Here is a 24,917-nt window from a genome sequence, read left to right as displayed (position 1 = left end):
GCAGCGCACAAACCGGCCGAAGCGATTATTTCGGTTCCTTTCAGAAGCCGCAAAAATAAGAACGCCGGAAATCCGTGGCGGATTTCCGGCGTTTGGCGGAATGAGGCGCGGCGCGCCGGCTGAAGCGGCTTATTCGCCCTTCACGCCGGCCTCGTCGATCACCTTGGTCCAGCGCGCAACTTCGGCGGACACGCGTGCGCTGGCGTCGGCGGGCGACGTCCACGTCGCAATCGCGCCCTGGTTGAGCAGCGACGCCTTGACCTCGGGCTTGGCCAGGATCTTCTTGAGCTCGGCATTCAGGCGATCAATGACCGGTGCGGGCGTGTTGGCCGGGGCCACGATGCCGAACATCGAGCTGACCTCGAAATCCTTCAGACCGGCTTCGGCGGCGGTGGGCACGTCGGGCAGCGCATCGACGCGTTGCGGCGAGGTCACCGCCAGCGCGCGCAGCTTGCCCGCCTTGATGTTGCCCTGCGCGGCAGGCACCGTCTCGATCATGCTGAGCACCTGGCCGCCCATCAGATCGGTCATGGCCGGGCCGCTGCCCTTGTAGGGCACGTGCAGGATGTCGGCGCCGGCAGCGCGCTTGAACATTTCGCCGGCCAGATGCTGGGGCGAGCCGTTGCCGGCGGACGCCATGGTCACGTAGCCAGGCTTGGACTTGGCCAGCGCGATGAACTCGGGCAGCGTCTTGGCCGGCACCGACGGGTTAACAACGAACACCAGCGGCACCGTGCCCACGATGGCGACCGGCGCGAAGCTCTTTTCCACGTCGTACGTGACACGGCCGCGATACAGGGCGGCGTTGATGGAGTGGCTGGTCAGCGCGCCCATCAGCAGCGTATAGCCGTCGGGCTGGGCCTTGGCGACCTGGTCCGCGCCGATGTTGCCGGCGGCGCCCGCGCGGTTTTCCACCACCACGGTCTGCCCCAGCGCGCCCGTCAGTTCCTGCGCCAGCACGCGGCCGATCACGTCGGTGGCGCCGCCGGGCGGGTAAGGCACGATCATGCGGATCGGCTTGTCGGGATAGGCGTCGGCGGAGAACGCCGGGGCGGAAACACCGGCGCACAGCGCCAGCAGGGAAAACAGCACGGCGCGGCGCGGCCGCAGACGCAGGTCTGACATGTGGTCTCTCCAGCCGGGATGGGTATAGGAATGAACGGACGCCCGGTTCGTCAACGGCGCAAGTGTAGGGGGCCGTCCTTGATTGAAGAATCGGTATTTTTCTATCGACTGATCTTTAAATCAGATCAATTGAGACACCCACACAAACCGCTTGCCGGCCGCGTTAAGGGCTGGATATGATGTCGCCGCAGGATTATCAATAATATTATCGGGACTGAAAATGACGGACGACACCAAGGGCGGCAAGCCCGGCAAGGGCCCCTTTGACAGCGACAGCGCCACCGCGCGCGGCGTCGCCCGCGGGCTGACCAACTACGGCGACATCGGCTTTTCGCTGTTCCTGCGCAAGGCCTTCATCAAGGGCGCCGGCCTGTCGGACGACGCGCTGGCGCGTCCCATCATCGGTATCGTCAACACCGGCAGCAGCTACAACCCCTGCCACGGCAACGCGCCGCAGCTCATCGAGGCCGTCAAGCGCGGCGTCATGCTGGCCGGCGGCCTGCCCATGGACTTTCCCACCATCTCGGTGCACGAGAGCTTCTCGCAGCCCACCAGCATGTACCTGCGTAACCTCATGTCCATGGACACCGAGGAGATGATCCGCGCGCAGCCGATGGACGCCGTCGTGCTGATCGGCGGCTGCGACAAGACCGTGCCCGCGCAGCTGATGGGCGCCGCCTCGGCCGGCGTGCCCGCGATCCAGCTCGTCACCGGCTCGATGCTGACCGGCTCGCACCGCGGCGAACGCGTGGGCGCCTGCACCGATTGCCGCCGCTACTGGGGCCGCTACCGCGCCGAAGAAATCGACGCCGTCGAGATCGCCGATGTGAACAACCAGCTGGTCGCCAGCGTCGGCACCTGTTCGGTCATGGGAACGGCCAGCACCATGGCCTGCATCACCGAGGCGCTGGGCATGATGGTGTCGGGCGGTGCGTCCGCCCCGGCCGTCACCGCCGACCGCGTCCGCGTGGCCGAACACACCGGCGCCACTGCCGTCGCCATGGCGGCCTCGCGCCTGACCCCGGACCGCATCCTGAACGGCAAGTCCATCGAAAACGCCCTGCGCGTGCTGCTCGCCATCGGCGGGTCGACCAACGGCATCGTCCACCTGACCGCCATCGCCGGCCGCCTGGGCATCGACATCGATCTGGCGGGCCTGGACCGCATCAGCCGCGAGACGCCCGTGCTCGTCGACCTGAAGCCGTCGGGCCAGCACTATATGGAAGACTTCCACGACGCGGGCGGCATGCCGGCGCTGCTGCGCGAGCTGCGCCCGTTCCTGCATCTGGACGTCCTCACCGTATCCGGCCGCACGCTCGGCGAAGAACTGGACGACGCCCCGCCGCCCTTCAAGCAAGACGTCATCCGCACGGCCGCCGCCCCCATCTATCCGGTGGGCGGTTTGGCCGTGCTGCGCGGCAACCTCGCGCCCGGCGGCGCCATCATCAAGCAGTCGGCAGCCAATCCCAAGCTGATGGAGCACGAAGGCCGCGCCGTCGTGTTCGAGGACGCCGAAGACATGGCGCGCCGCATCGACGACGACGCGCTGGACGTGACGGCCGACGACATCCTGGTGCTCAAGCGCATCGGCCCCACCGGCGCGCCCGGCATGCCCGAAGCCGGCTACATGCCCATTCCCAAGAAGCTGGCGCGCGCGGGCGTCAAGGACATGGTCCGGATCTCGGACGGCCGCATGAGCGGCACCGCGGCCGGCACCATCGTGCTGCACGTCACGCCCGAATCCGCCATCGGCGGTCCGCTGGCCTACGTGCAGAATGGCGACCGCATCCGCCTGTCGGTGGCCCGGCGCGAGATCGCGCTGCTGGTTGACGACGCCGAGCTGGCGCGCCGCACCGCCGCCAATCCCATCACGCGCCCCACCGCCGACCGCGGCTACCGCAAGCTGTTCCTGCAGTCCGTGACGCAGGCCGACCAGGGCGTCGACTTCGACTTCCTGCGCGCCGGCGTCACGAACGACACGGTCCCCAAGAAGTAACTCCACCTTTTGCCATGAACGCCATCACGCCCGCCGCCTTGCAGGAACCCGCCCCCGACGCCGTCCAGGCAGCGGTGGCCACGCTGGAAGAAGACATCGTCTTCGGCCGGCTGCATCCGCGCGAGCGCCTGACCGAGGACGAGCTGATGGCGCGCTTCGGCATGAAGCGGCACGCGGTGCGCCAGGTGCTGGTCGACCTGGAACTGCTGGGCGTGGTCGAGAAAAAGCGCAACATCGGCGCGGTGGTGCGCGCGTTTTCCGTGCGCGAGGTGATGGAGCTGTATGCCTTGCGTGAAGTGCTGGAAGTGCACGCCGCCCGCCAGATGCCGCTGCCCGTGTCCGAGGCGCGGCTGGCCGCGCTGGTAACGGTGCAGCGTGAGCACGATGCCGCCGTCGCCGCGGGTGACGCGCGCCGCGTGTTCCGTAGCAACCAGCGCTTTCATCGTGAATTCGTGGGGCTGCTGGACAACGCGGTGCTGGGACAAGCCATCGAGGAATACGCGCGCCGCACCCACCCGATCCGCTTCGGCTCGCTGGTGACGGCCGGGCATCGCGAACGCGCCCGGCAGGAACACTGGACGATGATCCAGGCGCTGCGCGACGGCGACCGCGACGCGCTGATGGCGGTGTGCCGCGATCACCTGATCCCGTCGCGCGACGCCTATCTGGCGTCGCAACAGGCGTACGCGCACACGCAGGGCGCGTACCTACCGCCTTCCGCTGCGATCTGACCGTTTGCTTGTGATGGCTTACTTCTCAACGCATACATCAATCGCGGTCACTTCGTTTTAGCCTCAGAACCGGCGGGCAAGCCCTTCTTTGATCCCCGCAAAATGTGGGCGAAGGCCTCTGCCGTAGGGTTGACATTGTCGGGGCGACGAGCACAGTAAAGGTCCACATCGAAGGCATTTTGCTGCCCCGTCAGAGGCCGGTACTCGACCCCACTAATACGCAGCGTCGCCGCCGATTCCGGCACCAGGGCCACCCCCATTCCGCCTTCCACCAGCGCCAGCAAGGTCGGCAGAACACTCTCGTACACGATATGCGGCCGCACATTGTGATCCCGGAACAATCGCGTCTGCACGGCGTTGAAGTACGAAGACGCCTCACGTTTAAACCCGACCACATCCTGACCGTCAAGACGCGCCATCGACACGCGTTCATAACGTGTCAGCGGATGTCTGGGCGGCAAGGCCAGGATCATCTTCTCGCGATGCACCCGCTCAAACACCAGATCGGGCTCGACCGAGCGCGGCAAGCGGCGAAAGATCGCCAGGTCGATGGTATTGGCCATCAACTGTTCCGTCAGCTCGCTAGTTAGCGCATTTTCCAGCACCAATTCGACGTCCGGAAACTCCGCGCGGTACTTCGCCAGCACACGCGGCAAGACCTGATAAGCCGCGGTGCTGACAAAACCCACCGCCAGCCGCCCGGCATCACCGCTGCCGGCACGCCGCGCCGCATGCACGGCGGCATCATTTTCGTCGAGCAAACGCCGAGCGCGCAGCAAGAGCACTTCCCCCGCCTTGGTCAACTTGACGGACCGGGTTGACCGCACGAACAGCTCGGTGCCGACCTGGGCCTCAAATTGGCGTATCAACTGGCTAAGCGGAGGCTGGCTGAGATTGAGCCTGACTGCCGCCCGGCCAAAGTGCAGCTCTTCGGCCACCACCACAAACGCACGCAGCGCGCGTGAAACCAAGGACATGGATTACCCCGAACATTAGGTCAATTTTCGTCTTAAATGCTGCTTTTTATTGTATTAGACATACCAATTGGCCAACCATAAAGTTCTCAGTGACGTAGCCCACAACGGATCTCACTGTGAAGCCTTTGAATCAATGGACGGCCTGCGAAATGGCCGCCGCCATCACCCGCGGCGATACCACCCCTGAAGCGGTGGCGCGGGCCTGCCTGGACCGTATTGCCGAGCGCAACGACGAGATACAGGCCTTTGTGGCGCATGACCCCGAGCGCGTCTTGGCAGAAGCCCGGCGTGTCACGCCTCTGGCCGGCGCGCCGTTGCGTGGCGTGCCGTTCGCCGCCAAAGACATTTTCGACTCGGCTGACTATCCAACCGAGTACGGCTCACCCATCTATCAAGGCCATCGCCCCTCCACGGATGCCAGCTGCATCGCCATGGCCCGCCATCATGGCGCGATGCTTCTGGGAAAAGTCGCCACAGGCGAATTCGCCACGCAAACGCCCAGCCGCGCCGCCAATCCGCTGCGAGTGAGCCATACGCCTGGCGGTTCCTCCAGCGGTTCGGCCGCCGCAGTCGCGGATGGCATGGTGCCGGTTGCCTTCGGCACTCAGACCACCGCCTCCATTGTCCGGCCTGCCATTTACTGCGGCGTAGTGGGCTTCAAACCCAGCTTCGGCCTGATCGCCTCAGCCGGCATGAAGGCCTTGAGCCCCTCGCAAGACACGGTCGGGGTGATCGTTCGCGATGTGGCCGACGCGGCGTTCTTCACCCTGGGCCTGCATGCCGCGCGCGACGTCATGGCCGCGACGGGCGCACGCCCGCGCGTGGGGCTCTGCCTGTCCCGCCAATGGGACTATGCGCAAGCGGCAACGCTGGCCGCCATCGAGCGCGCCGCCGCCATACTGCAAGGCAAGGGCTGCACCGTTGAACGCTTCTGGCTGCCGGACGAGTTCGAAGCGCTGGAAGCGCTTCAGTTGCGCATCTTTGCCTTTGAGGCACGCCTGTCCCTGGCGCAGGAACGCCTGCAACACGCGGATCGCCTGAGCCCGCGCCTGGTTGCCCGGCTCAACACCGAAATCGGCCTGGACGAATACACCCTCATGCTGCAACAAGCCGCGCGGCTGCGCGCTCGTGCGCGCCGGCTTTTCAACGATTACGACGTGCTGCTGTATCCCGCCGCCGAAGGCGAAGCAGAAGCCGGCCACCAGTCTGCCGGCTCGCCCCGATATGGCGCGATCTGGACCTTGCTGCATTTGCCCTGCATCTCCTTTCCGCTGGAAATCGGCCCGGGCGGTCTGCCAGTGGGCGCGCAGCTCATTGGCCCCTATGGCCAGGACACGCGCCTGCTCGCCGCCGCCCGCTTTGTGACCGAGGCGCTGCAGCCGCTGCCTGCCTCGTGAATCCAGTCAACCGCAGTACGACTACAAGGGGAATACCAATGAAAGCGAAACATATCCTGGCCACACTGGCCTTGAGTGCATTGAGCCTGAGCGCCAACGCCCAGGAGACACTGAAGATAGGCGGTATCGGGCCGCTGTCGGGTGGAGGCACCGCGTGGGGCCTGGCGGTGCAGCGCGGCGTGCAGATGGCGATCGACGAAGTCAACGCACAAGGCGGACTCAAGGTAGGCGGCAAGACCTATAAGCCCGAACTGCTGATGTATGACGACAAGTACAGCGCCACTGGCGGGCGCACGGCCGCCGAACGGCTGGTCAATTACGACAAGGTCAAGTTCATCGTCGGACCCATCGGCACCCCCTCGGTCATGGCGGCAGTTCCCATCGTCAATCAGGGCCACGTCATCATGCTGTCCAATGGCTATGCGCCGGACATCCTCAAGCAGAACGGCAAGGACGGCTACAACTTCCGCACGATGAACAGCAATGTCGAGTTCGGCCCGGCCATGGTGAAGTGGCTGAAGGAGAACCGTCCAGAAGCCAAGAAAGTGGCCTTGATTGTGCCCAATGACGCCACCGGGCAAGTCGTGATGCCCACGCTGGGCCAGGCCTATAAAGACGCCGGCTACAGCGTGTGGTCGGAGGGCTATGAGCGCGGCTCCAAAGAATTCACGCCGCTCTTGATGCGCATGATGGCCCAGGATACCGATGTGCTGGACCTGAATCTGAACGCGCCGGGCGAGGCCGGCCTGCTGGTCAAACAGGCACGACAGATTGGCTACAAGGGCATCATCTGGCAGGTGGGCGGCCCTGGTATAGATGAGGTCGCCGATATCGCCGGCCCCCTGGCCGAGGGCTTCATGTCCTATGACGTCTTCGACTTCAACGAACCCGCCGCCATGAAGTTCGTCGAAAACTACAAGAAACGCTGGAGCGGCGTCATCAATGCCCAGACGCCCGGCTGGTACAACTCGGCGCGGATTCTCTTCAAGGCCATCGAAGAAGCGGGAACGGTCAGCGACACGGATAAGGTGCGCAAGGCGATGGAGAGCATCAGCGGCTTTGACGCCGGCATTTACGGCCCGGTGGTCTGGGGCGGCGAACGCGCTTATGGCGTCAACCATCAATTGCTGAACAAGTTCTGGATCACCGAGATCAAGAACGGCAAGCCGCATGCCCTGACGTCCCTGTTTCCGGTCAAGGAATAAGCCCGTCCCGTTTCGAGGAATGCTCATGTTCTCCGCACCTGTGCTGATGCAGGTGCTGATCAATGGCTTGAGCCTGAGCGCGATCTATGTGCTGATCGCGCTCGGCTTCACGCTGTTGTTCGGCATCATGAAAGTCGTCAACTTCGCGCATGGCAGTTTCGCCATGCTGGGCGGCTACGCCCTGTTCTACTACTTCGGCGAATTGAAGCTGCCATATGTGGTCGCCATCGTGCTGGCAGCACTGACGGTCGCCTCGCTAAGCCTGATCCTGGAATGGCTGGTGTACCGCCGCTTTTATCAGAAGATGTTTCAGAGCATGATTGGCCTGCTGGGATTGGACATCGCCATTGTCTACACCAGCGTGCTGATCTGGGACGTCTATGAGCGTTCGGTGCCCGCAGCGCTCGACGCCATGGTGCAACTGGGCCCGGTCATGATTCCCGCCGACAAGTTGATGGTGATAGGCATCGCGATCGCCGTACTGCTGGCGTTCTGGGCCTTCATGAGCAGCAGCCGCTACGGCCTGGCGGTGCGCGCCTCGGCCGAAGACATCGAGATCGCCGAAGCGCAGGGAGTGAACACCCGCCGCATCTACCAGCTGGCTTTCTTCTTGGCCGTCTTCATGACCGCCATCGCGGGAGCCATCTACGCGCAGACCTATGCACTCTCGCCCTTCATGGGAGAGCGGCCATTGATGGTTGCCTTCATCGTGGTCATTCTGGGCGGCATGGGCAGCATCCCCGGCGCGGCGCTCGGCGGTGTGATTTTCGGCTTTGCCGAGAGTTTCCTCGCCACGTTTTACGGCTCGGCCACCTCGACCTTTGTTTCCTTTGCGGTAGTCATCGCTCTGCTGGTGATACGCCCCTGGGGCCTGCTGGGCAAACCCGAACACTGAAGGACGCGCACTCATGACTCAACTATCCATGCCCCTGGCTCGACCCGTACGGCCCCAGCGCTCGCGCGGCCTAATAGCCAGTCTGGCAGGCCTGCTGGTGCTGGCGCTGCTGGCACTGGCGCCCCAGGTGTTCGACAACGCCTTCCTGCTCGCCATCGGCGCGCTGATTCTGCTTAACATCATCGGCGCTCTGAGCCTGCACCTCATCATCCGCACCGGCCATATTTCGCTATCGCACGCAGGCTTTATCGGCATCGGCGCCTATGGCTGTGCGCTAGCCGTCACGAAACTGCAACTGCCGCCCGCCATGGGCCTGGCCGTGGGTACTGCCGCAGCCGGCTTGCTCGCCCTGCTGGTCGGCCCGGTGCTACTACGCCTGACCGGCAAGTATTTTGTGCTGGTGACCTTTTTGCTGGGCGAGATCATCCGTCTGGTGCTGGTCGAGTGGGAAAGCCTGACGGGTGGCGCCAACGGCCTGTCCAATCTGCCACCGCTCAACCCGGCCTGGAGTTCGCCGCTGGCCCAGTACTACGTGTCCCTGGTCGCGGCAGCGCTATGCACCCTGCTGTGCGTGCGTTTGCTGATGTCGGAAACCGGCCGCGCCATCGATGCCATACGTGAGGCACCGCGTCTGACCGAGTGCTCGGGGGTGCGCGTGTTGCCGCTCAAGGTCGGCATTTTCGTGCTGGGTTGCGCGCTGGCTGGTCTGCAAGGCGGGCTGCTGGCGTTCTTCATGCGGTACATAGACCCGACCACGTTCGGCATGGTCGATTCGCTCAACCTGGTCGTGATGAATGTGCTGGGCGGCATGTACAACGCCATCGGCCCCATTATCGGCGCCGTCTTTCTGGTTGCACTGCCCGAATTGCTGCGCGGCTATGTCGAAGTCCAGCGCATTCTGTTCGGCATCGCGCTTATCGTCGTGATGGCCGCCTTCCCGTCAGGCTTGGCAGGTCTGTTTAGCTGGCTGGCCACGCGCCGCCGTGGAGGCCAAGCATGAAAATCTTGCTTGAGGTGCAAGACATCCGTCGCAGCTTCGGCGGTCTGAAAGCGGTCGATGGCGTAAGTTTCGAAGTCTATGCCGGCGAAATTCTCGGTGTCATCGGACCCAATGGCGCGGGCAAAACCACATTGGTCAACCTGATCAGCGGCGTCATCATGCCCTCACGCGGCACGGTCGTCTTCGATGGCGAAAAAGTGACCGGTTGGGCGCCATCCAGACTTAGCGCGCGCGGCCTTGTACGCACGTTTCAATCAACCGCCGTCTACAGCGCAGCCAGCGTGCGCGAAAACCTGGTACGCGGCAGCTATCTGCTGCGCTATCCCGGCGCGCTGCCGGCTCTGTTCCGCATGGGCACCAGCAGCCAGCGCCGGACCGAATCCGACGCGCTGGTTGAACAATTGCTCGACCGCATGAGTTTGCGCGCCGTGGCCGATGCCAGCGCTGGCAGTCTGCCCTACGGCTTACAAAAGATCCTCGGCATTGCCATCGCACTGGCGGCCCGGCCTCGGCTACTGATGCTGGATGAACCGGTTGCCGGCCTCAGCGCCGAAGAAACCGACCAGGTTCGCAAGGTCATCCAGCAGGTGCGCGATTCTGGTGTCACCGTTATGGTGATTGACCACAACATGCGCTTTATCGCCGGCCTGTGCGACCGGCTGCTGGTGGTCGCCGCCGGCCAGGAATTGACCCGAGGCAAACCAGCCGAAGTGCTGCGCGACAGCCGGGTTGTCGAAGCTTATCTGGGGACGAGAAATGTCACTGCTGGAATTGCGTGATCTGGAAGTACGTTATGGCCAGGTGGTCGGCACGCGCCGGCTGTCGCTGACCATCTCCGCGGGCGAGACCGTCGCGCTCATCGGCGCCAACGGTGCCGGTAAAAGCAGCACCTTGCGCGCCATCACCGGCCTGGCGCGGCAATATCAAGGCGACATTCTCTGGGAAGGCCGCAGCATCAAGACACTACCGGCCTCGGAAGTGGTCAAGCTGGGCATTGGGTTTTCGCCGGAGGGACGGCGCGTGTTCCCATCGCTGACGGTAGCCGAGAACCTGAAGATGGGCGCGTTCGGCCGCGGACGTGAACGCGCCACGCAGCGCATGGCCGAGATCTACGGCTATTTCCCGCGCCTGAAGGAACGCACTCGCCAGGCAGCGGGTAGCCTGTCCGGTGGTGAACAGCAAATGCTGGCCATTGGCCGCGCGCTGATGAGCGGACCGAGATTGTTCCTCCTGGATGAGCCCTCCCTGGGGCTGGCGCCCATCGTCGTCGAGCGCATCGGCGACATTTTGCTCGAAATCCAGGCTCGCGAAGGCCTGAGCTTTGTGCTGGCGGAACAGAACGCCAACTGGGCGATGCGCGTCGCCAGCCGCACCGCCATTCTGCAATTGGGCGAGAAAGTCTATGACGACGCTTCTGATGCCCTGCTCGAAGACCCCAAGGTACAAACTGCCTTTCTAGGCGTTTAAACACAGGACACCATCATGCTTCTTCCGTATCACGACCGCTATCCCTATAGCGCGATTCCAGAACGCTGCAACTACAACTGGCCGCAAGGCAAACGCCTGGCGGTTTACCTGGGCCTGAACATCGAGCATTTCGCCTTCGGCGCCGGCCGGGGACACAATCTTGGCGCCGAACTCCCGCAGCCCGATGTGCGCGGGTTCGCCTGGCGTGATTATGGGAACCGAGTCGGTGTCTGGCGTCTGCTGGATCTATTCGATGAGCTTGAGCTTCCGGCCGCCCATTTGCTTAACACCGTGCTCTTCGACTACGCGCCGCAGATCTCCGAACGCCTGCTTGCGCGTGGCGATGAGATCATCGGCCATGGCCGGACCAATGCCGAAGCCCAAGGGCATCTCTGGCCGGCCGACGAACGCCGCCTGCTGCTGGAGGTACGCGACGCCATCAAGACGCACACCGGCCAGGATGTTCGCGGCTGGATGGGGCCATGGATGTCGCAAAGCCACCAGACACCGGAACTGCTGGTGGAAACCGGCTACAAATTCGTCATGGATTGGCCCGCGGACGACCAGCCGGTGTGGATGAGCACGCAACAAGGCCGGTTGATGTCCGTGCCCTATCCGCTGGAGATCAATGACTCGCCGCAGATGCTGGTGCGCCGCCATTCCGCCGTGGACTTTGAACAGATGATCATCGATCAGTTCGACGAAATGCTGGCGCAATCGGCTAGGCAGCCTTTGGTCTGCGGCATTGCGCTGCACACCATGATCGTCGGCCAACCTTACCGCCTGCGGGCCTTGCGCCGTGCTTTGAAGCACATCGTCGAACACCCCGAGCGCGACAAGATCTGGTTCACCCGGCCGGGCGCCATCTACGATCACTGCGCGGCGCTCGGCGCCGGCACCATGCCGGAATAGCCCAATGCCCCAACAGTTCAGAAACCGAGGCCGCCACCCGGTTTCTGAACCACCTTTCCGACCCTCAGATGACGCCTAGCGGCAACGCCCGTCCGCCTTCACTCGGCAACAATTTGACAAGCCCTGCCCGGAATCGGTAATAATAACAATTACTATTTCCAGAAATTCGCATGTGCAGTTGTCCCGTCTCCGACAGCGAGGCGCCGGCGGCTTGACCAAAAGGTTGGATCTTGAGTACGCCGGGATGCGCCTTCCCCTCCTCCATCGAAACGCTTTATAGCGATCATCACTCCTGGCTCAGGGGCTGGTTGCGCCGTCGCCTGGGCAACGCGGATCAGGCCGAGGACCTGGCGCACGACACCTTCATCCGCCTCCTGAGCAGCGAGCGCGTTCCCGCCACGCTGACCGAACCGCGCGCGTTTCTGACCACCGTGGCGCAGCACCTGGTGTCCAACCACTGGCGCCGCGAGAAGCTTGAGCGCGCGTATCTTGAAGCGCTGGCCCAGGCGCCGCAAGCCGTGCACTGGTCACCCGAAGACCGGGCCATCGTCCTGGAAACGCTACTGGAGCTGGACCGGCTGCTGGACGGCCTGCCCGCCATCGTGCGGCAGGCCTTTCTGTTGTCGCAGCTTGAAGGTCACACACATGCCCAGGTGGCCGACGCGCTGGGCATCTCGATCCCCACCGTCAAGCGCTACCTCGTCAAGGCCTTGCAGCGCTGCTGCTTTGCCGATCTTTCCTTTACCGGATGAGCCGGCGCATGTCCGCCTCGTCCTGGTACGGAAACACCCGCGACGCCTCCACCCTTCCGCCCGCCGTCGCTCAGCGCGCGCTGGAATGGCTGGTGGAATTGCAGGACGACCCCGTCGCGCCGGAAACCGTGCGCGAATGGGCCTCCTGGCGCGCCGCGCATCCAGACCACGAGCGCGCATGGCTGCGTATTGAATCCGTGCAGGGCATGCTGCGGCCGCTGGCCGGCCCCGCCAACGCGGCCATCGCACAGGCGGCGCTGGCCGCGCCCGCCTCCGCCCAGCGCCGCCGCGCCTTGAAAACCATGAGCGCGCTGGCCATCGCCAGCGGCGCGGCTTGGGGCGTCGGCCAGATCATGCCGTGGCGCGCCTGGACGTCGGACCACCGCACCGCCATCGGCGAACGCCGCAACGTCACGCTCCCGGACGGCACCCGCCTGGTGTTGAACACGGACAGCGCCATCGACGTGCACTACAGCGCCGATCGCCGGCGCGTGACGCTCATCGCGGGCGAGATCCTGATCGCGACCGCCCATGAAACGGGCACGCCGAACCGGCCGTTCTGCGTCGAAACCGCCCACGGCACCGCCCGCGCGTTGGGCACCGAGTACGCCGTGCGGCTGCTGGATGGCTCGACGGAAGTCAGCGTTTATCAGGGCGCGGTCCAGATCCGGCCGCGTGACGATGCCGAGCACGGTTTGACGTTGCAGGCGGGACTGCGCGCCAACTACTCGGCCGGCGGCGTCGCGCAGTCCGCCGCCGCCGAGGAAAACCAGATCGCCTGGAAGGACGGCTTCATCGTGGCGCGCGGCATGCGCCTGGCCGACTTCGTCGCGGAGTTGGGCCGTTATAGCCGTGACACGATCAGCTGCGACCCCGCAGTGTCCGACCTGCGGCTGTCCGGCTCGTTTCCCGTCAGCAACGTCGACAAGGTACTGGCCGCGCTCAGCGCCACGCTGGATATCCGCGTCGAAACCGAGACGCGGCTCTGGCGCGGACGCCGGCTGCACCTCATCGCCGGCCCTGGTTCGGCACGCCCCGCACCGCCGTTACAAAATAGTTGATCCGTTTTGCGATCTGGCGGGTCAAGGCAGGTGAGCACATAGCAACCTCACCTCTCTGAAAGGCCAGTTCATGAATCACGTCCGGGCGCCCAAGCGCCAGTCCTCCCGTTTCCTGCGACGCGCGGCCACGGCGCGCCTGGCGGGCCGCATCGCCACCGCCACGCTGCTCGCCGCACCCGCGTTGGCCGTCCCGACCGCCGCCCACGCGCAGGCCGCCGCCACCCGCAGCTTCGACATTCCCACGGGCACGCTCGAGGACGCGCTGGGCCGCTACGGACGCGAAGCCGGCATCGTGCTGTCGTTCCGCCCCGAAGTGACGGCCGGCCTGCAAAGCAACGGGCTGCGCGGCACGTACGGTGTGCGCGGCGGATTGGACGCCCTGCTGGCCGGCACCGGCATCCGCGTGATGCCGCAGTCGAACGGCAGCTACGTGCTGGACCGCCCCGCCGGCGCGGGCATCGCCACCACGAACCTGCCCGCCGTGACGGTCACCGCTTCCGCCGCCGACCCCAACCTGCCCGCGCCCTTTGCGGGCGGCCAGGTGGCGCGCGGCGGCGGCCTGGGCGTGCTGGGTACCGGCGATGTCATGGACGTGCCGTTCAGCACCACCAACTACACGGCGCAGATGATCGAGAACCAGCAGGCGCGCACGCTGGCCGACATCGTCATCAGCGAATCCTCGGTGCGCACCACCACCTCCAGCGGCGGCTTTTCCGACGAGTTCCAGATCCGCGGCTACTCCGTGGCCGCCGGCGACGTCGGCCTGAACGGCCTGTACGGCCTGGCATCCGCCAGCCGCATGCCCGCGGCCATGATGGAGCGCGTCGAAGTCCTGAAGGGCCCCGGCACGCTGATGAACGGCATCGGCCCCAACGGCAGCATCGGCGGCGGCATCAACATCGTCACCAAGCGCGCCGGCGACGAGCCCCTGACGCGCCTGACGACCACCTACCAGAGCAAGTCCCAACTTGGCGGCCAGCTCGACATGGGCCGGCGCTTTGGCGACAACAACGAATGGGGCATCCGCGTCAACGGCGTCTACAACAACGGCGACACCAACATCGACGACGGCAAGCAGGAGCAAGGCGTCGGCGCGCTGGCGCTGGACTACCGCGGCACCAAGCTGCGCTGGTCGCTGGACGCCTATACGCAACACGAGAACATCGACAACTTCCGTCCGCAGATCGGCTTTCAGTCGAACGTGACGTCGCTGCCCTCGCCGCCCTCCGGCCACCGCAACTTCTACCCGGGCACCGAGCTCAAGCTGAACGATTCGACCGTGGCCACCCGCCTCGAGTACGACATCAACGACCACCTGATGGTCTACGGCGCCACCGGCTACCGCTACGGCACCGCCGAGCAGACCTTCCCGTCCGGTCCCGCGGACGCGCTGGGCAACTTCACGGTGTCCAACGCCTATTACGATTCGTACTCGCGCACGTGGACGGGCGATATCGGCCTGCGCGCCCGCTTCGACACCTGGGGCGTCGGCCACACCGTGAACCTGTCGGCCACCCGCCTGAACCAGGAGTCCGGCAACGCCTATGTCACGTCCTCCGGTCCCGGCGTTCCGTCCAGCATCTTCCGTCCCGCCCCGCTGCCGCCCGTCACCGCCGACCGCGGCGCGCCGCAAAAGGCGTCCAAGACCGAGCTGACCAGCTATACGCTGACCGACACCCTGTCCTTCGCCGGCGACACCCTGCTGATCACCGGCGGCATGCGCAACCAGCGCGTCGCGCTAGATAACTACTCGACCACCACCGGCGCGCGCACCGGCTCCTACGACGAAAGCGCGATCTCGCCTGTCGCAGGCATCGTGTTCAAGCCGATCTCCAACGTCTCGCTGTACGGCAACTTCACGTCGGGCCTGACGCGCGGCGGCATCGCGCCCGCCACCGCGGCCAACGCCGGCCAGGTCTTCGCGCCGTACAAGTCCAAGCAGTATGAAGCGGGCGTCAAGGTCGACTGGGGCAAGATCATCACCAGCGCCTCGGTGTTCCAGATCACGCGTCCCAACTCGATGACCGATCCCGACACGCGGATCTACAGCTTCGACGGCGAGCAACGCAACCGCGGCCTGGAACTGGCCGCCTTCGGCGAAGCCATGCCGGGCCTGCGCATGATGGCCAGCGCCACGTTCTACGATGCCACGCTCAAACAGACCGCGGGCGGCGTAAACGACGGCAACGACGCCAACGGCGTGCCGAAGAACACCTTCAACCTGGGTGTGGACTGGGACACGCCGTGGGTCCGCGGCCTGAGCCTGAACGCCCGTGTGATCCACACGTCGTCGATGTACTTCAACGCGGCCAACACGATCAGCCTGCCCTCGTGGACTCGCTACGACATCGGGGCGCGTTACAACACCGAGATCCTCGGCCGCGCCGTAGTGTTCCGCGCGAACATCGAGAATTTGTTCAACAAGGACTTCTGGCTGGCCAGCGGCTCGTACGCGACGGTTGCTGCGCCGCGCACGTTCCTGTTGTCGGCGCAGATTGATTTTTGAGGGTGACTGGCGTTTTCTGAATAACGCCTAACTCGCCGTCATGCTGGTAAGCCGGCCCCTTGGGAGGGGCCGGTTTTTTTTGTTGCTCGCGGAAGAACGGCGGGCGGCATCAGCAGGTGAGCCAACTCAGGCATCTCCCAGAAAGCCAATCGTTCGCTTGCGTGCTCGCGCATCACGGTGCTGTTCTGGACTCGAGATCCATGTCAGCGGGCCACTTCACTTTGGGCGCGAGACGCATGGAAACGTTGTACCAAGGAACGTCATTCTGGTCGCGGCGCAAGTTTGCAGGCGAGCACGCCAAAGGGCCCCGCTGCATATATGTGCAGATATACGCCCAGGCAAATTCATCGGCACCCATGGTGCTCAGGGGAAAGCGGTCAATGACCTTATTCGTGCCTGGCTCGACGATGGATAGAACTACCCCCCACTTCATGATGAGCGCGCCTTGAGCGGTAATGGCGCGCTTGTTCCAACATTCGGCACGTACTTGAGACCAGTCGTAGGCTACGGAGACGATGTGCCAGCGTTCAAATGGGTTCCACCAGCGATACCTACAGTTGTATGCGTAAACTCGTTGGCGAGCGAGGTTGAAGCGGATTGGCTCTTCGTTTGGAAGACACAACTCCATCTTCATGAAGAGGAAAAATGCCCATATGCTGACTGGCAATATCAAGGCTGCAAAGGACAAAATGTTCAACACGGACAAATCTTGCCAACCAGCAACCACATAACTCCCGACATATACCGGACTGAAAGCGGCCAACAATCCAAACCACAACAGAATGCCCTTTTTGACTCCAGGACGAGGGATTTCGAGGTAAACGTGGTCAAGATGGTTGATGCGGCCGATATCCAGATCTGGCGCGCTACGTTGGACGACATCTGGTCTTGGCAGATCTGCAGTCCACCCTGAGCACGGGGGCGAGAGTCGCGGTCCTTTCATCGGCGGTCCTGCGGTCAAGGACGAGTCCTTGATTCGAGGTCCATGCCGGCAGGCCAGCTCACTTTCGGCGCGAGACGCAGGGCAAGGTTGTACCAAGGTACGTCGTCATGATCGCGAGGCGGACCAGGCGGAGGAAGCGCCGTCGGGCCTTGCTGCATGTAGGTGCATATGTAGGACCAAGCGAACTCATCGGCACCCATGGTACTCAGCGGGAAACGGTCAACGACGCTATCGGTGCCCGGTTCGACGATGGACAGAACGACGCCCCATTTGATAATGAGAGCGCCTTGTGCGGTGACCCCTCGTAACTTCCAACGTTCCGCACGGACCTGCGACCAATCGTAGGAAACTGCGGCAACACGCCAGCGCTCAAATGGATTCCACCAGCGGTATTGGAAGTTATAGGCATACAGTCGCTGACGGGCCCGATTAAATCGTAGAGGCAGATCGCGCGGCGGTGCGATATCCACGCGAACCCCAAACATCACCATCCATACCACGAGGAAATCGACGACTATTATGAAAGCAATTTCGAGCGCGCCTGCTTCCATTACAGGCACGGGAACGAGACCTAAAAATATCAAAAATGCTGATGCCGAAATTGTGAGATACAGCATCAGTCCTCGTGCATGATGCGGGGCGCGTGGTAGTTCGAGATATGTCGCGCAGAGGTGATTGGGCGTTTCGGGATCTAGGAATGCGGCAACGGACGGTACTGAATCGGGATGCGGCAAATCTTCTTGCCAGCCCGGGCAAGGCGGATTCAACCGTGGTTGCTTAGGCTGGTCACTCATTCTCGGGAGCATCCATTTTGTCGTGCATGCGAATTATTTTTGCGACGCCGAGTTTGTCAGACTTGTCCGGCCAGTACGAAAGTTCCAGTTTCACCGCGTGAATCCCATGAGTGGCGTGCAGAGCGATCGCTCCTCTTATGATCAGAGAACGCCGGTCATTATCAAAATAGACAAGGGGCTGGGTAGTCTTCGGATGGTAATCCCGGTTCCTCGTTGATCTTGGGGAAGGCGGCCCTTCAAAGCCTGGCACGTATTCGATAGAAGCGATGGCCTCTTCTTGTTCACCGGGGCGGAACACCGTTACTGTGCATAGGTGACACGAACTCTCGGGTGAGTAGTTTGGAAGTGAAATCGAGTAGTCCAGATACACGCCCATGGGTATAGAAGCGGCATCGCCATGAGAGGCGTAAGCTTCTCCCGCAACTACGATGTCCGACGCGCGTTCCATCCTGAATTTGATGCCGACGTCAGCCGCCACACCTAACACTGCCGCATTTAGTTCGCCAATGGCGGAATCCAAATCAAGCGGTGTCTTCCACCGACGCTTTCGCTCGGGCAAACCATACAACGTTCGTCGAGCCCACATTTCCAGCGGTGAGGATTCTTTTTTGGTCGCCAGGCTTGCTATCCCGTATGCGGCTAGTCCGAGCACTAGTGCTATTCCCACCGGGCCAAGGAGAGCGCCGCCGACCAACGATGCATGCACTCCAGAAACAACAGCGACAATCGAAACTGCTGCGGCGGCCACATAAAAGCGCGCTGCCTCCTCATCTCCTGCCGAGGTTACCCTGTTGGCGGCAAAGTAAAATTGAAGCGCATTTAAAGCATTCGCGGATGCCGCAATTGCCCCTCCGTATTGGGCAACGCGCGTCCCAAGCGTGACCGCTCTTGTCCGTCCCGTGATTTGCACAGTGATTTTCAAGTCTGGTCGCAACGCGCGTACCCCCACGCCAAGAATTTCCACTCCTACGCCCATTGCGCCAACCGATGACGACCAGACCGCTGCCAACGCCTCTGCATTTCCGCTCCCCGGTGTGTTGAGCAGCGTCGCATAGTTCTTTCGCAGGCTATCTTGCTGAAACCACAGGCTCCCGAGTCCAAGCAGCAGATCCGCGCCCGCGGGCGCCACTGAGATAGTGACGTTGCGCATCCGTCGCATCGCTCCCCTGGCCAGATCTCTCGCGTCCTCAGCGCCAATCAAAAGCGATCCCACCATTTCAACAGCGCCAGTCTGGAGCGTCGCAGTGCCAACGCGCACGGCGCGAACGGCTTTGGCGACGCCTTCGGTGGCCGTGAGTTGCAGCTTTTCCAGACGTTTCCCTAGCTCATCGGCGCGCTCCAGCGACCAAACTATCAAATCAACGGCCTTGCCATGGTTGCCGGGAACCGCAATGGCAATGAAGCCGCTCACCACCATTGCGCGAATCTTTTTCGCTGCCGGCTTACGGAAATGCTCGTCCATATGGGCGACGAACTTATCAATGCCTTCCTGCAAAGTCTCATTGAGCAGCGAAAGATACTCGCCGAGTTGTAGGGACACGATGATCTGGGTTACGTGCTGACCCGAATATCGCAGGAAGGCTGCGCTGTGCAGATGTCCGACCAGCGCTTGTGTTTGAGAGGCCAGGTGCTGTCCAAGGGCATTACTGGCGTTGCCCATGGCGGCAAGCATCTGTCCGATGGCCTCTTGCACGGGCGCGACCATCAGAGTTTTGCCTTCCGCTGTACCGATGACGGCCTTGATGGTGTCGTAAGCTTTGCCAACGTCATTGCCCGTCAGCGCGGTTTGCAACTGGTCCAGCAGAGCCATGTCCTTCGCCACCAGGGCCTGATACAGGTGGCTCGTTTGATTTTCCAGCTGCGCTTTCCACAGCCGTTGCGTCGCACCCAATTCCTCATCGTCTTTCTTTATGACTTCGGTAGGGCCACCGGCAAGGCAAAGCGCGAGCATCCGAATAAAGCCCTCCGTCGAACGCCAGGACGCGCCGCTGTAGTCATACTGGACAGCAAGCTGAAAAGGTCTGGATAGGTATTCTCTGACGTACAACTCGCCAATGCGGTCAACAGCCGTTTGCCAATTGGCTTCCGCTTTCCGATAGGTTTTCTCGAAGCTGGCTCGAGCACCCTCGTCGTAGCGCTTCTCGAGGCGCTCATTTGCCTCGGCTTGTTTGGATTCGGCTATGCGCTTTGCATCGTCTGCGATATTTCGCTGTCCAAGAAGCCCCGCCGCTCCTGCTATGGGGTGGAAGATGGGCTTACGACGTTCCGCTTCCGCTGTCTTCGCCTCTTCCTCTGCTTCCGCCTTGGCCCAAACGGCCTGCAGTTCCTTGATGCCAAGCAGCGCTTGGGACGTAAAGAACTCAAATCGTCGCTGCGGCTCGGAGCGCCACTCCTGCATCTCTCTAAACAAATTGACGCGTTGCGCATTGCACTCCTGCACCACGCCGATTGGATCGGGCAGAACCAACGCCAGCACGCCTTTTGGAAGTTTCTCCCGCTGGACGATAGTCCGGACGTGGCCTTCCATTGCCCCAAGCCGATGATTACGCGAGTAGAACCCGTGAACGCTATCGAAATCGCCGGGGCTGACCTCTGCGTACTCCAGCACGGAATCTAATCCAAGGTTGTCTTCGGTCATTGCAATACCGACCCTGGCCGGATTGTCGCGCGCACTTTTCAAATCAAGCTTGTAGAAGCGATCCCTCAGATCCGTTCCGTCGGCGGCCTTGCCGTCCATATATTGGTCTAGCACACTCTCGGGCCACGGATCGTTTGCGATGGCTATCCACGCGGTCGAAAATTTTCCGGTGTCGATGTTGATAAAGGATGCGGGGACGTCATGATCCTTGTCGACGCAGTCCTTGGCCAGGGGGCTGGGCTCATCTCGTGGGACTTGATAGGGACGAAACTGGCGGAGCGCGCCTTCAGGCGTAACTTCGTAGGCCTGCCACTCAGTCTCATCGAGCAGTACATAAAGGTATCCTTGCCGCAAGACGCGAGGCTGGTCCAACCGCATCTGAACCGTTGCTGGCTCGTTGCTGTCGGCAGACTGCGGACGGTATGTTTGCCTGGGCGGCGGCGCGTACGCGGCACGCAAAGGGAGAATGGGTAGGCCAGTGCGCTCGCAGGCTTTGCATGCATCCGTCGGATTCGGAGCGGCATGGCTGATCGTTCGGCCCAAGGTTGCGCTGATGCTCATGAATAATCCTCCACCCGGGGCGATGAGGCAGACATCCGCTTCCAGGCGCCGATGGAGAATGTGAAGCGCAGATCGGACCGGAGAGGAATGACGTACTTCCTGCGGAGACAGACCAAGCTCGCCACCGATGAGCACCCGGTCCGCATATAGGAAAGCGTCCGCCGCGAATAAAGCATCGCAATGGACGCGCATGAAATGCGCCGCCATTACGTCACACCGGCCAGACTTTGGATATCAGAAGACTTTTAGATTCCGCCGGGGCGCAGTTGCAGGACGTGCGAAGCTCGCCCTGACTGCTCGATCAATCGTCGCGGCTATTACCGCGGCTGCTGCGCCACGTATTCCCTCAACGTCTGCACCAGCGCCACCGCAGCGGGCGACAAGCTGCGGTGGCGGGCCGTAACCAGCCCAATTGACCGCTCGGCCACGGGCGCCGTAAGCCGCCGCTGCACGATGCCGGTCTGCGCCACGGCCCCCGCCGCGATTTCCGGTAGCGCTGCCACGCCAAAGCCGCATTCGACCATTGCCACGATGGTGGTCAGGTGCTCGGCTTCGAATGCGGGTGCGAAGCGGATGCGGTTCTGCAGGAAGGCCCATTCCGTGTACTGGCGCACGCTGCTCGGATGCACCATGGACACATGTTCCGCGTCGGCAGTGTCGGCCCAGCGCAGCGGGCCCTTCGCCCGCGCCAGCGGATGGGCCTCCGGGATCAACAGGATGAAACTGTCGGACATCAGCGGCACGTAGTGCAGGTCGGCGTGCTGGGGATCGGCGGCGGTCAGCGCGAAGTCGACCTCGCCCGCGCGCACCAGGTCGAATGCCGGACCGGAGAGCGTGTCGCGGACCTTGAGCGCGACGTGCGCGTGCGCCTGGCGGTAGGCCATCAGCACGCGCGGCAGCAGCCGCGCTGCCAGCGACGGCAGCGCCGCCACGGACACCTGTCCCTGCTCCGCGCTGGAGATGCTGCCCACCGCGGCGATGGCGTCGCGGAATGCGGCCTGCAAGGTTGCCGCCTGCTGCAGGAAAACCTCGCCCGCCGCCGTCAGCCGCACCGTGCGCGTGGTGCGGTCGAACAGACGCACGCCGAGCGCGTCCTCGATGCGCTGGATCTGCGTGGAAAGCGCCGACTGCGACAGATGCAACTGCCCCGCGGCCTGGCGGAAATTGAGCGTGCGGCCCAGCACCAGCGTGGTGTCGATGTCCCGCATCGACAGGTTGATCTGCATGATTTGTCCCCGGCTTATTGATCTGATTGACCGATCATTCTATTCAAAAATTCTGATTCATCAATCAACCGCGCTTCTCTACACTCGCGCCAAAGCGTGGTTTCAGAATCAGGAGAACAGCATGCAGAAAGACGCAAAGGCGCTGCCCAATCCGGGCGCAGCGCACGCGGTGGTGGTCGGCGGCGGCACGATGGGTGCGGATGTCGCCGTCGTGTTGACGCGCGCGGCCTGCCGCACGACGGTGATCGAATCGAACGCGGAACGCGCGGCCGGTCTGCCGGCACGGGTTGCGGAAAACCTGAAGACCATCGGGCGCGAGACGAACGCTGCCCTGCTGGCCACCGCGCCGTCGCTGGATGAGGTGGACTGGTCGACGGTGGATCTGGTGATCGAGTGCATCCCGGAGCGCCTGGACATCAAGCAGGCGCTCTTTGCGGACCTGGCGCGGCGCACGCGGCCCGATGCCATCCTGGCCAGCAACAGTTCCAGCTTCCCGATCAGCGCGATCAGCCAGGGGCTGGACACCCGCGGCCGCATGCTGGGCCTGCACTTCTTCATGCCGGCGCATCTGGTGCCGCTCGTGGAAGTGGTGCTGGGCGAGGCCAGCGACGAGGCCCGCGCCGATACGCTGATCGACTTCATGCGGCGCTGCGGCAGTGTGCCCGTCAAGGTGAAGCAGGATCTGCCGGGCTTTCTGGCAAACCGCCTGCAGCACGCGCTGTCGCGCGAAGCCTTCGACCTCATCGACCGCGGCATCGCATCGCCCGAGGACGTGGACGCCGCAGTGCGCTTCGGCTTCGGCTTCCGGTTCCTTGCAGCCGGTCCCGTGATGCAGCGCGACCACGCGGGCATCGACGTTCACGCGGCGGCCGGCGCGACGATGTATCCGACGTTCTGCAACGCCGACCATCCCGCGCGCTGCCTGACCGAACGCGCCGCCGACGGCCGGCACGGCATGAAGGCGGGCGAAGGCTTCTATGCGTGGACGCCCGAGACCATTGCTGCCGAACGCGCCCGTTACGACAAACTGCTGCGCGCGGGCCTGGACCTGATCGCTCCCGAACTGCCGGAAATCAAGCCATGAGTGCCCCCACCCCCGCCCTGCCGCGCGCCGCGTTGGCCGACTCGCCCGTCATCATCACCGTCGCGCCCAACGGCGCGTACAAGAAGGCTGCCGACCACCCTGCCGTGCCGCTGACCGCAGACGCGCTGGCCGCCGAGGCCCGGGCATGTCTGGACGCCGGCGCCGCGATGATGCACATGCATGTCCGAAAGCCCGACGGCAGCCATCTGCTTGATGCGCAGGCATACCGCGACGCGCTTGAGGCGGTGCAGCGCGCGGTCGGAGATGAACTGCTGGTCCAGGTGACCAGCGAAGCGGCGGGCGTCTATCAGGCGGCCGAACAGATCGCGATGGTGCGCGAATTGCAGCCCGAAGCCGTTTCCATCGGTCTGCGCGAAATCGCCGTGCCCGGCATTCCGGAAGCGGAGCTGGCCGCCTTCCTGGCGTGGCTGGCCGAGCGCCGCATCATGACCCAGATCATCCTTTACGACGAGGCGGACGTGCGTCGCTGGCTGTCGCTGCGCGCGCGCGGCCTGGTGCCGCCCGGCGCGTGGTCGGTGCTGTTCGTGCTGGGCCGCTACAGCGCGGGACAGACCTCGTCCGCCTATGACCTGCTGCCGTTCCTGGCCGCTTATGATCATTCGTTGCCCTGGGCGATCTGCGCCTTCGGTCCCGAGGAAAACGCCTGCGTCACGACCGCTGCGGCCTTTGGAGGTCATATGCGCGTGGGGTTTGAAAACAATCTGAAGCTGCGCGACGGGTCGGTGGCGCCGGACAATGCGGCGCTGGTCGCCCAGGCCGCACAAGGCGCGCGGGCGCTGGGCCGGCCGCTCGCGACTGCGGCGGACGCGCGGCGTATCTACGGCGCGATCGGTTAACGCGTCGACGGTTAGCCCGCTCTCCGGTGAAACTCCGTTAATCGATGACCGGTAAATCCGGCTGTCGATTAACTGGCTGCCCCGTCCCCCGTCCCCCGCCCCCCGTAACCTGTCTGTCATTATTTCGCTGTGTTGCAACATTGACGCAGCGCAAGTTCATCTGCTACAAACTTTCGCATCTGTACGTTTAACGCAATACCCCCACAAGTTTCTGCTGCGAGGTGGTGTGTGCAAGACGAATCCGATGGGTACACAAAAGCCCAGGAACTGCGAAGTTTTCTATTCCTGACGGCAGTCATGGCCCCGGTGTTGGCAGTGATCATCGTGGCCGGGTACGGTTTTGCGGTCTGGATCTACCAGATGTTCGCAGGCCCCCCGGGAAGCTGATGCAAAGCCTTCGCCCTCCCTCCCCCCCCAGTCAGCCCGCCTCCGCGTCCTGTAGCGCGGCGCCCGAGCTGCATATCGCCAGCATGGTGGTGCATGCCGCCCCGCGCCGGCTGGCCGACGTGCGCGGGACGATCCTCGCGATCGGCGGCGCGGAAATCCACGGCGCTTCCGAGACCGGCAAGCTGGTCGTCACCCTGGAAGCCCCCTCTACCGAAGACATGCTTGCGCGGATCGCGGAGATCCAGCGCATCGATGGCGTGCTGGCCTCGGCGCTGGTCTATCAGCATTCCGACACGCTTGCCGCGATGAATGAGGAGATTGACGATGTCCATGGCTCGTAGAGAGTTCATCAAGCAATCTGCCGCCGCCGCTGCCGCCACGGTAGCCGGCATCCCCATCGTGG

At 63.4% G+C, this 24,917-nt stretch carries 23 protein-coding genes; 17 read left to right on the top strand and 6 right to left on the bottom strand.

Annotated elements, in window-relative coordinates; all coding sequences use genetic code 11:
- Nucleotides 1-129 precede the first annotated feature (129 nt).
- Nucleotides 130-1,125, bottom strand: coding sequence for a tripartite tricarboxylate transporter substrate binding protein (locus RT697_RS07800; protein WP_313697908.1), 996 nt, complete (start codon nucleotides 1,123-1,125; stop codon nucleotides 130-132).
- A 220-nt stretch (nucleotides 1,126-1,345) separates the two neighbouring features.
- On the opposite strand from RT697_RS07800, the gene RT697_RS07795 reads away from it, so the two are divergent.
- Nucleotides 1,346-3,121, top strand: a complete 1,776-nt coding sequence (locus RT697_RS07795; RefSeq protein WP_175124132.1) for an IlvD/Edd family dehydratase — start codon at nucleotides 1,346-1,348, stop codon at nucleotides 3,119-3,121.
- A gap of 14 nt (nucleotides 3,122-3,135) precedes the next feature.
- Nucleotides 3,136-3,852, top strand: coding sequence for a GntR family transcriptional regulator (locus tag RT697_RS07790; RefSeq protein ID WP_313697907.1), 717 nt, complete (start codon nucleotides 3,136-3,138; stop codon nucleotides 3,850-3,852).
- Nucleotides 3,853-3,899: 47 nt separating this feature from the next.
- Here RT697_RS07790 and RT697_RS07785 read toward each other — a convergent pair whose 3' ends face one another.
- Nucleotides 3,900-4,829 (bottom strand): LysR substrate-binding domain-containing protein, encoded by a 930-nt coding sequence (locus RT697_RS07785; protein WP_313697906.1) that lies wholly within the window; start codon nucleotides 4,827-4,829, stop codon nucleotides 3,900-3,902.
- A 116-nt stretch (nucleotides 4,830-4,945) separates the two neighbouring features.
- Here RT697_RS07785 and RT697_RS07780 point away from each other — a divergent pair, with 116 nt between their 5' ends.
- From RT697_RS07780 to RT697_RS07735, 10 genes are all read left to right on the top strand, one after another.
- The gene (locus RT697_RS07780; RefSeq protein WP_313697905.1) at nucleotides 4,946-6,226 is read left to right on the top strand and encodes an amidase; all 1,281 of its coding nucleotides are present in this window, start codon (nucleotides 4,946-4,948) and stop codon (nucleotides 6,224-6,226) included.
- Nucleotides 6,227-6,264: 38 nt separating this feature from the next.
- Nucleotides 6,265-7,431 (top strand): ABC transporter substrate-binding protein, encoded by a 1,167-nt coding sequence (locus RT697_RS07775; RefSeq protein ID WP_313697904.1) that lies wholly within the window; start codon nucleotides 6,265-6,267, stop codon nucleotides 7,429-7,431.
- 25 nt (nucleotides 7,432-7,456) lie between these two features.
- The gene (locus RT697_RS07770) at nucleotides 7,457-8,326 is read left to right on the top strand and encodes a branched-chain amino acid ABC transporter permease (RefSeq protein WP_313697903.1); all 870 of its coding nucleotides are present in this window, start codon (nucleotides 7,457-7,459) and stop codon (nucleotides 8,324-8,326) included.
- Between the two features lie 13 nt (nucleotides 8,327-8,339).
- A complete protein-coding gene (locus RT697_RS07765; protein WP_313697902.1) occupies nucleotides 8,340-9,326 on the top strand; it encodes a branched-chain amino acid ABC transporter permease in 987 nt (328 codons plus the stop codon).
- Nucleotides 9,323-10,105 carry an ABC transporter ATP-binding protein gene (locus RT697_RS07760; RefSeq protein WP_313697901.1) on the top strand — a complete coding sequence of 261 codons (783 nt, stop codon included), beginning with the start codon at nucleotides 9,323-9,325 and terminating at the stop codon, nucleotides 10,103-10,105. The genes RT697_RS07765 and RT697_RS07760 overlap by 4 nt, the downstream gene beginning before the upstream one ends.
- The gene (locus tag RT697_RS07755) at nucleotides 10,083-10,793 is read left to right on the top strand and encodes an ABC transporter ATP-binding protein (protein WP_313697900.1); all 711 of its coding nucleotides are present in this window, start codon (nucleotides 10,083-10,085) and stop codon (nucleotides 10,791-10,793) included. Before RT697_RS07760 ends, RT697_RS07755 begins: the two co-directional genes overlap by 23 nt.
- A gap of 15 nt (nucleotides 10,794-10,808) precedes the next feature.
- Nucleotides 10,809-11,705 carry a polysaccharide deacetylase family protein gene (locus RT697_RS07750; RefSeq protein ID WP_313697898.1) on the top strand — a complete coding sequence of 299 codons (897 nt, stop codon included), beginning with the start codon at nucleotides 10,809-10,811 and terminating at the stop codon, nucleotides 11,703-11,705.
- Between the two features lie 230 nt (nucleotides 11,706-11,935).
- A complete protein-coding gene (locus tag RT697_RS07745) occupies nucleotides 11,936-12,457 on the top strand; it encodes a sigma-70 family RNA polymerase sigma factor (RefSeq protein WP_313697896.1) in 522 nt (173 codons plus the stop codon).
- Nucleotides 12,458-12,465: 8 nt separating this feature from the next.
- Entirely contained in the window at nucleotides 12,466-13,518 is a 1,053-nt protein-coding gene (locus tag RT697_RS07740; RefSeq protein WP_313697894.1) for a FecR family protein, read from the top strand.
- Between the two features lie 70 nt (nucleotides 13,519-13,588).
- Nucleotides 13,589-16,024: a TonB-dependent receptor gene (locus RT697_RS07735; protein ID WP_313697892.1), complete on the top strand. Its 2,436-nt coding sequence runs from the start codon at nucleotides 13,589-13,591 to the stop codon at nucleotides 16,022-16,024.
- 172 nt (nucleotides 16,025-16,196) lie between these two features.
- On the opposite strand, the gene RT697_RS07730 is transcribed toward RT697_RS07735, so the two are convergent.
- From RT697_RS07730 to RT697_RS07715, 4 genes are all read right to left on the bottom strand, one after another.
- Nucleotides 16,197-16,985: a DUF6708 domain-containing protein gene (locus RT697_RS07730; protein WP_313697890.1), complete on the bottom strand. Its 789-nt coding sequence runs from the start codon at nucleotides 16,983-16,985 to the stop codon at nucleotides 16,197-16,199.
- Entirely contained in the window at nucleotides 16,982-17,761 is a 780-nt protein-coding gene (locus RT697_RS07725) for a DUF6708 domain-containing protein (RefSeq protein ID WP_313697888.1), read from the bottom strand. The genes RT697_RS07730 and RT697_RS07725 overlap by 4 nt, the downstream gene beginning before the upstream one ends.
- The gene (locus tag RT697_RS07720; RefSeq protein ID WP_313697886.1) at nucleotides 17,754-20,960 is read right to left on the bottom strand and encodes a T6SS effector BTH_I2691 family protein; all 3,207 of its coding nucleotides are present in this window, start codon (nucleotides 20,958-20,960) and stop codon (nucleotides 17,754-17,756) included. Before RT697_RS07720 ends, RT697_RS07725 begins: the two co-directional genes overlap by 8 nt.
- Nucleotides 20,961-21,277: 317 nt before the next feature.
- Nucleotides 21,278-22,186, bottom strand: a complete 909-nt coding sequence (locus tag RT697_RS07715; protein WP_313697884.1) for a LysR family transcriptional regulator — start codon at nucleotides 22,184-22,186, stop codon at nucleotides 21,278-21,280.
- A gap of 121 nt (nucleotides 22,187-22,307) precedes the next feature.
- Between RT697_RS07715 and RT697_RS07710 the strand changes: the two genes are divergently transcribed.
- The 5 genes from RT697_RS07710 to RT697_RS07690 all read left to right on the top strand — a co-directional run.
- Nucleotides 22,308-23,270, top strand: coding sequence for a 3-hydroxyacyl-CoA dehydrogenase NAD-binding domain-containing protein (locus RT697_RS07710; protein ID WP_313697882.1), 963 nt, complete (start codon nucleotides 22,308-22,310; stop codon nucleotides 23,268-23,270).
- On the top strand, nucleotides 23,267-24,127 hold the full coding sequence (locus RT697_RS07705; RefSeq protein ID WP_313697881.1) for a 3-keto-5-aminohexanoate cleavage protein: 861 nt from the start codon (nucleotides 23,267-23,269) through the stop codon (nucleotides 24,125-24,127). The genes RT697_RS07710 and RT697_RS07705 overlap by 4 nt, the downstream gene beginning before the upstream one ends.
- A gap of 228 nt (nucleotides 24,128-24,355) precedes the next feature.
- Complete coding sequence (gene napE, locus RT697_RS07700; RefSeq protein WP_056569899.1) at nucleotides 24,356-24,514, top strand: periplasmic nitrate reductase, NapE protein; 159 nt, start codon at nucleotides 24,356-24,358, stop codon at nucleotides 24,512-24,514.
- Complete coding sequence (locus RT697_RS07695) at nucleotides 24,514-24,855, top strand: chaperone NapD (RefSeq protein ID WP_313697879.1); 342 nt, start codon at nucleotides 24,514-24,516, stop codon at nucleotides 24,853-24,855. Before napE ends, RT697_RS07695 begins: the two co-directional genes overlap by 1 nt.
- Nucleotides 24,839-24,917 (top strand): twin-arginine translocation signal domain-containing protein (locus tag RT697_RS07690; RefSeq protein ID WP_313697925.1); only part of this gene is annotated, 79 nt, incomplete at its 3' end. The genes RT697_RS07695 and RT697_RS07690, both read left to right, overlap by 17 nt.

Source organism: Achromobacter sp. (genome assembly GCF_032113835.1).
GTDB lineage: Bacteria > Pseudomonadota > Gammaproteobacteria > Burkholderiales > Burkholderiaceae_B > Achromobacter.
The sequence above is the reverse complement of the archived record's forward strand: the minus strand, read 5'-3'. Positions and strand labels throughout refer to the sequence as shown.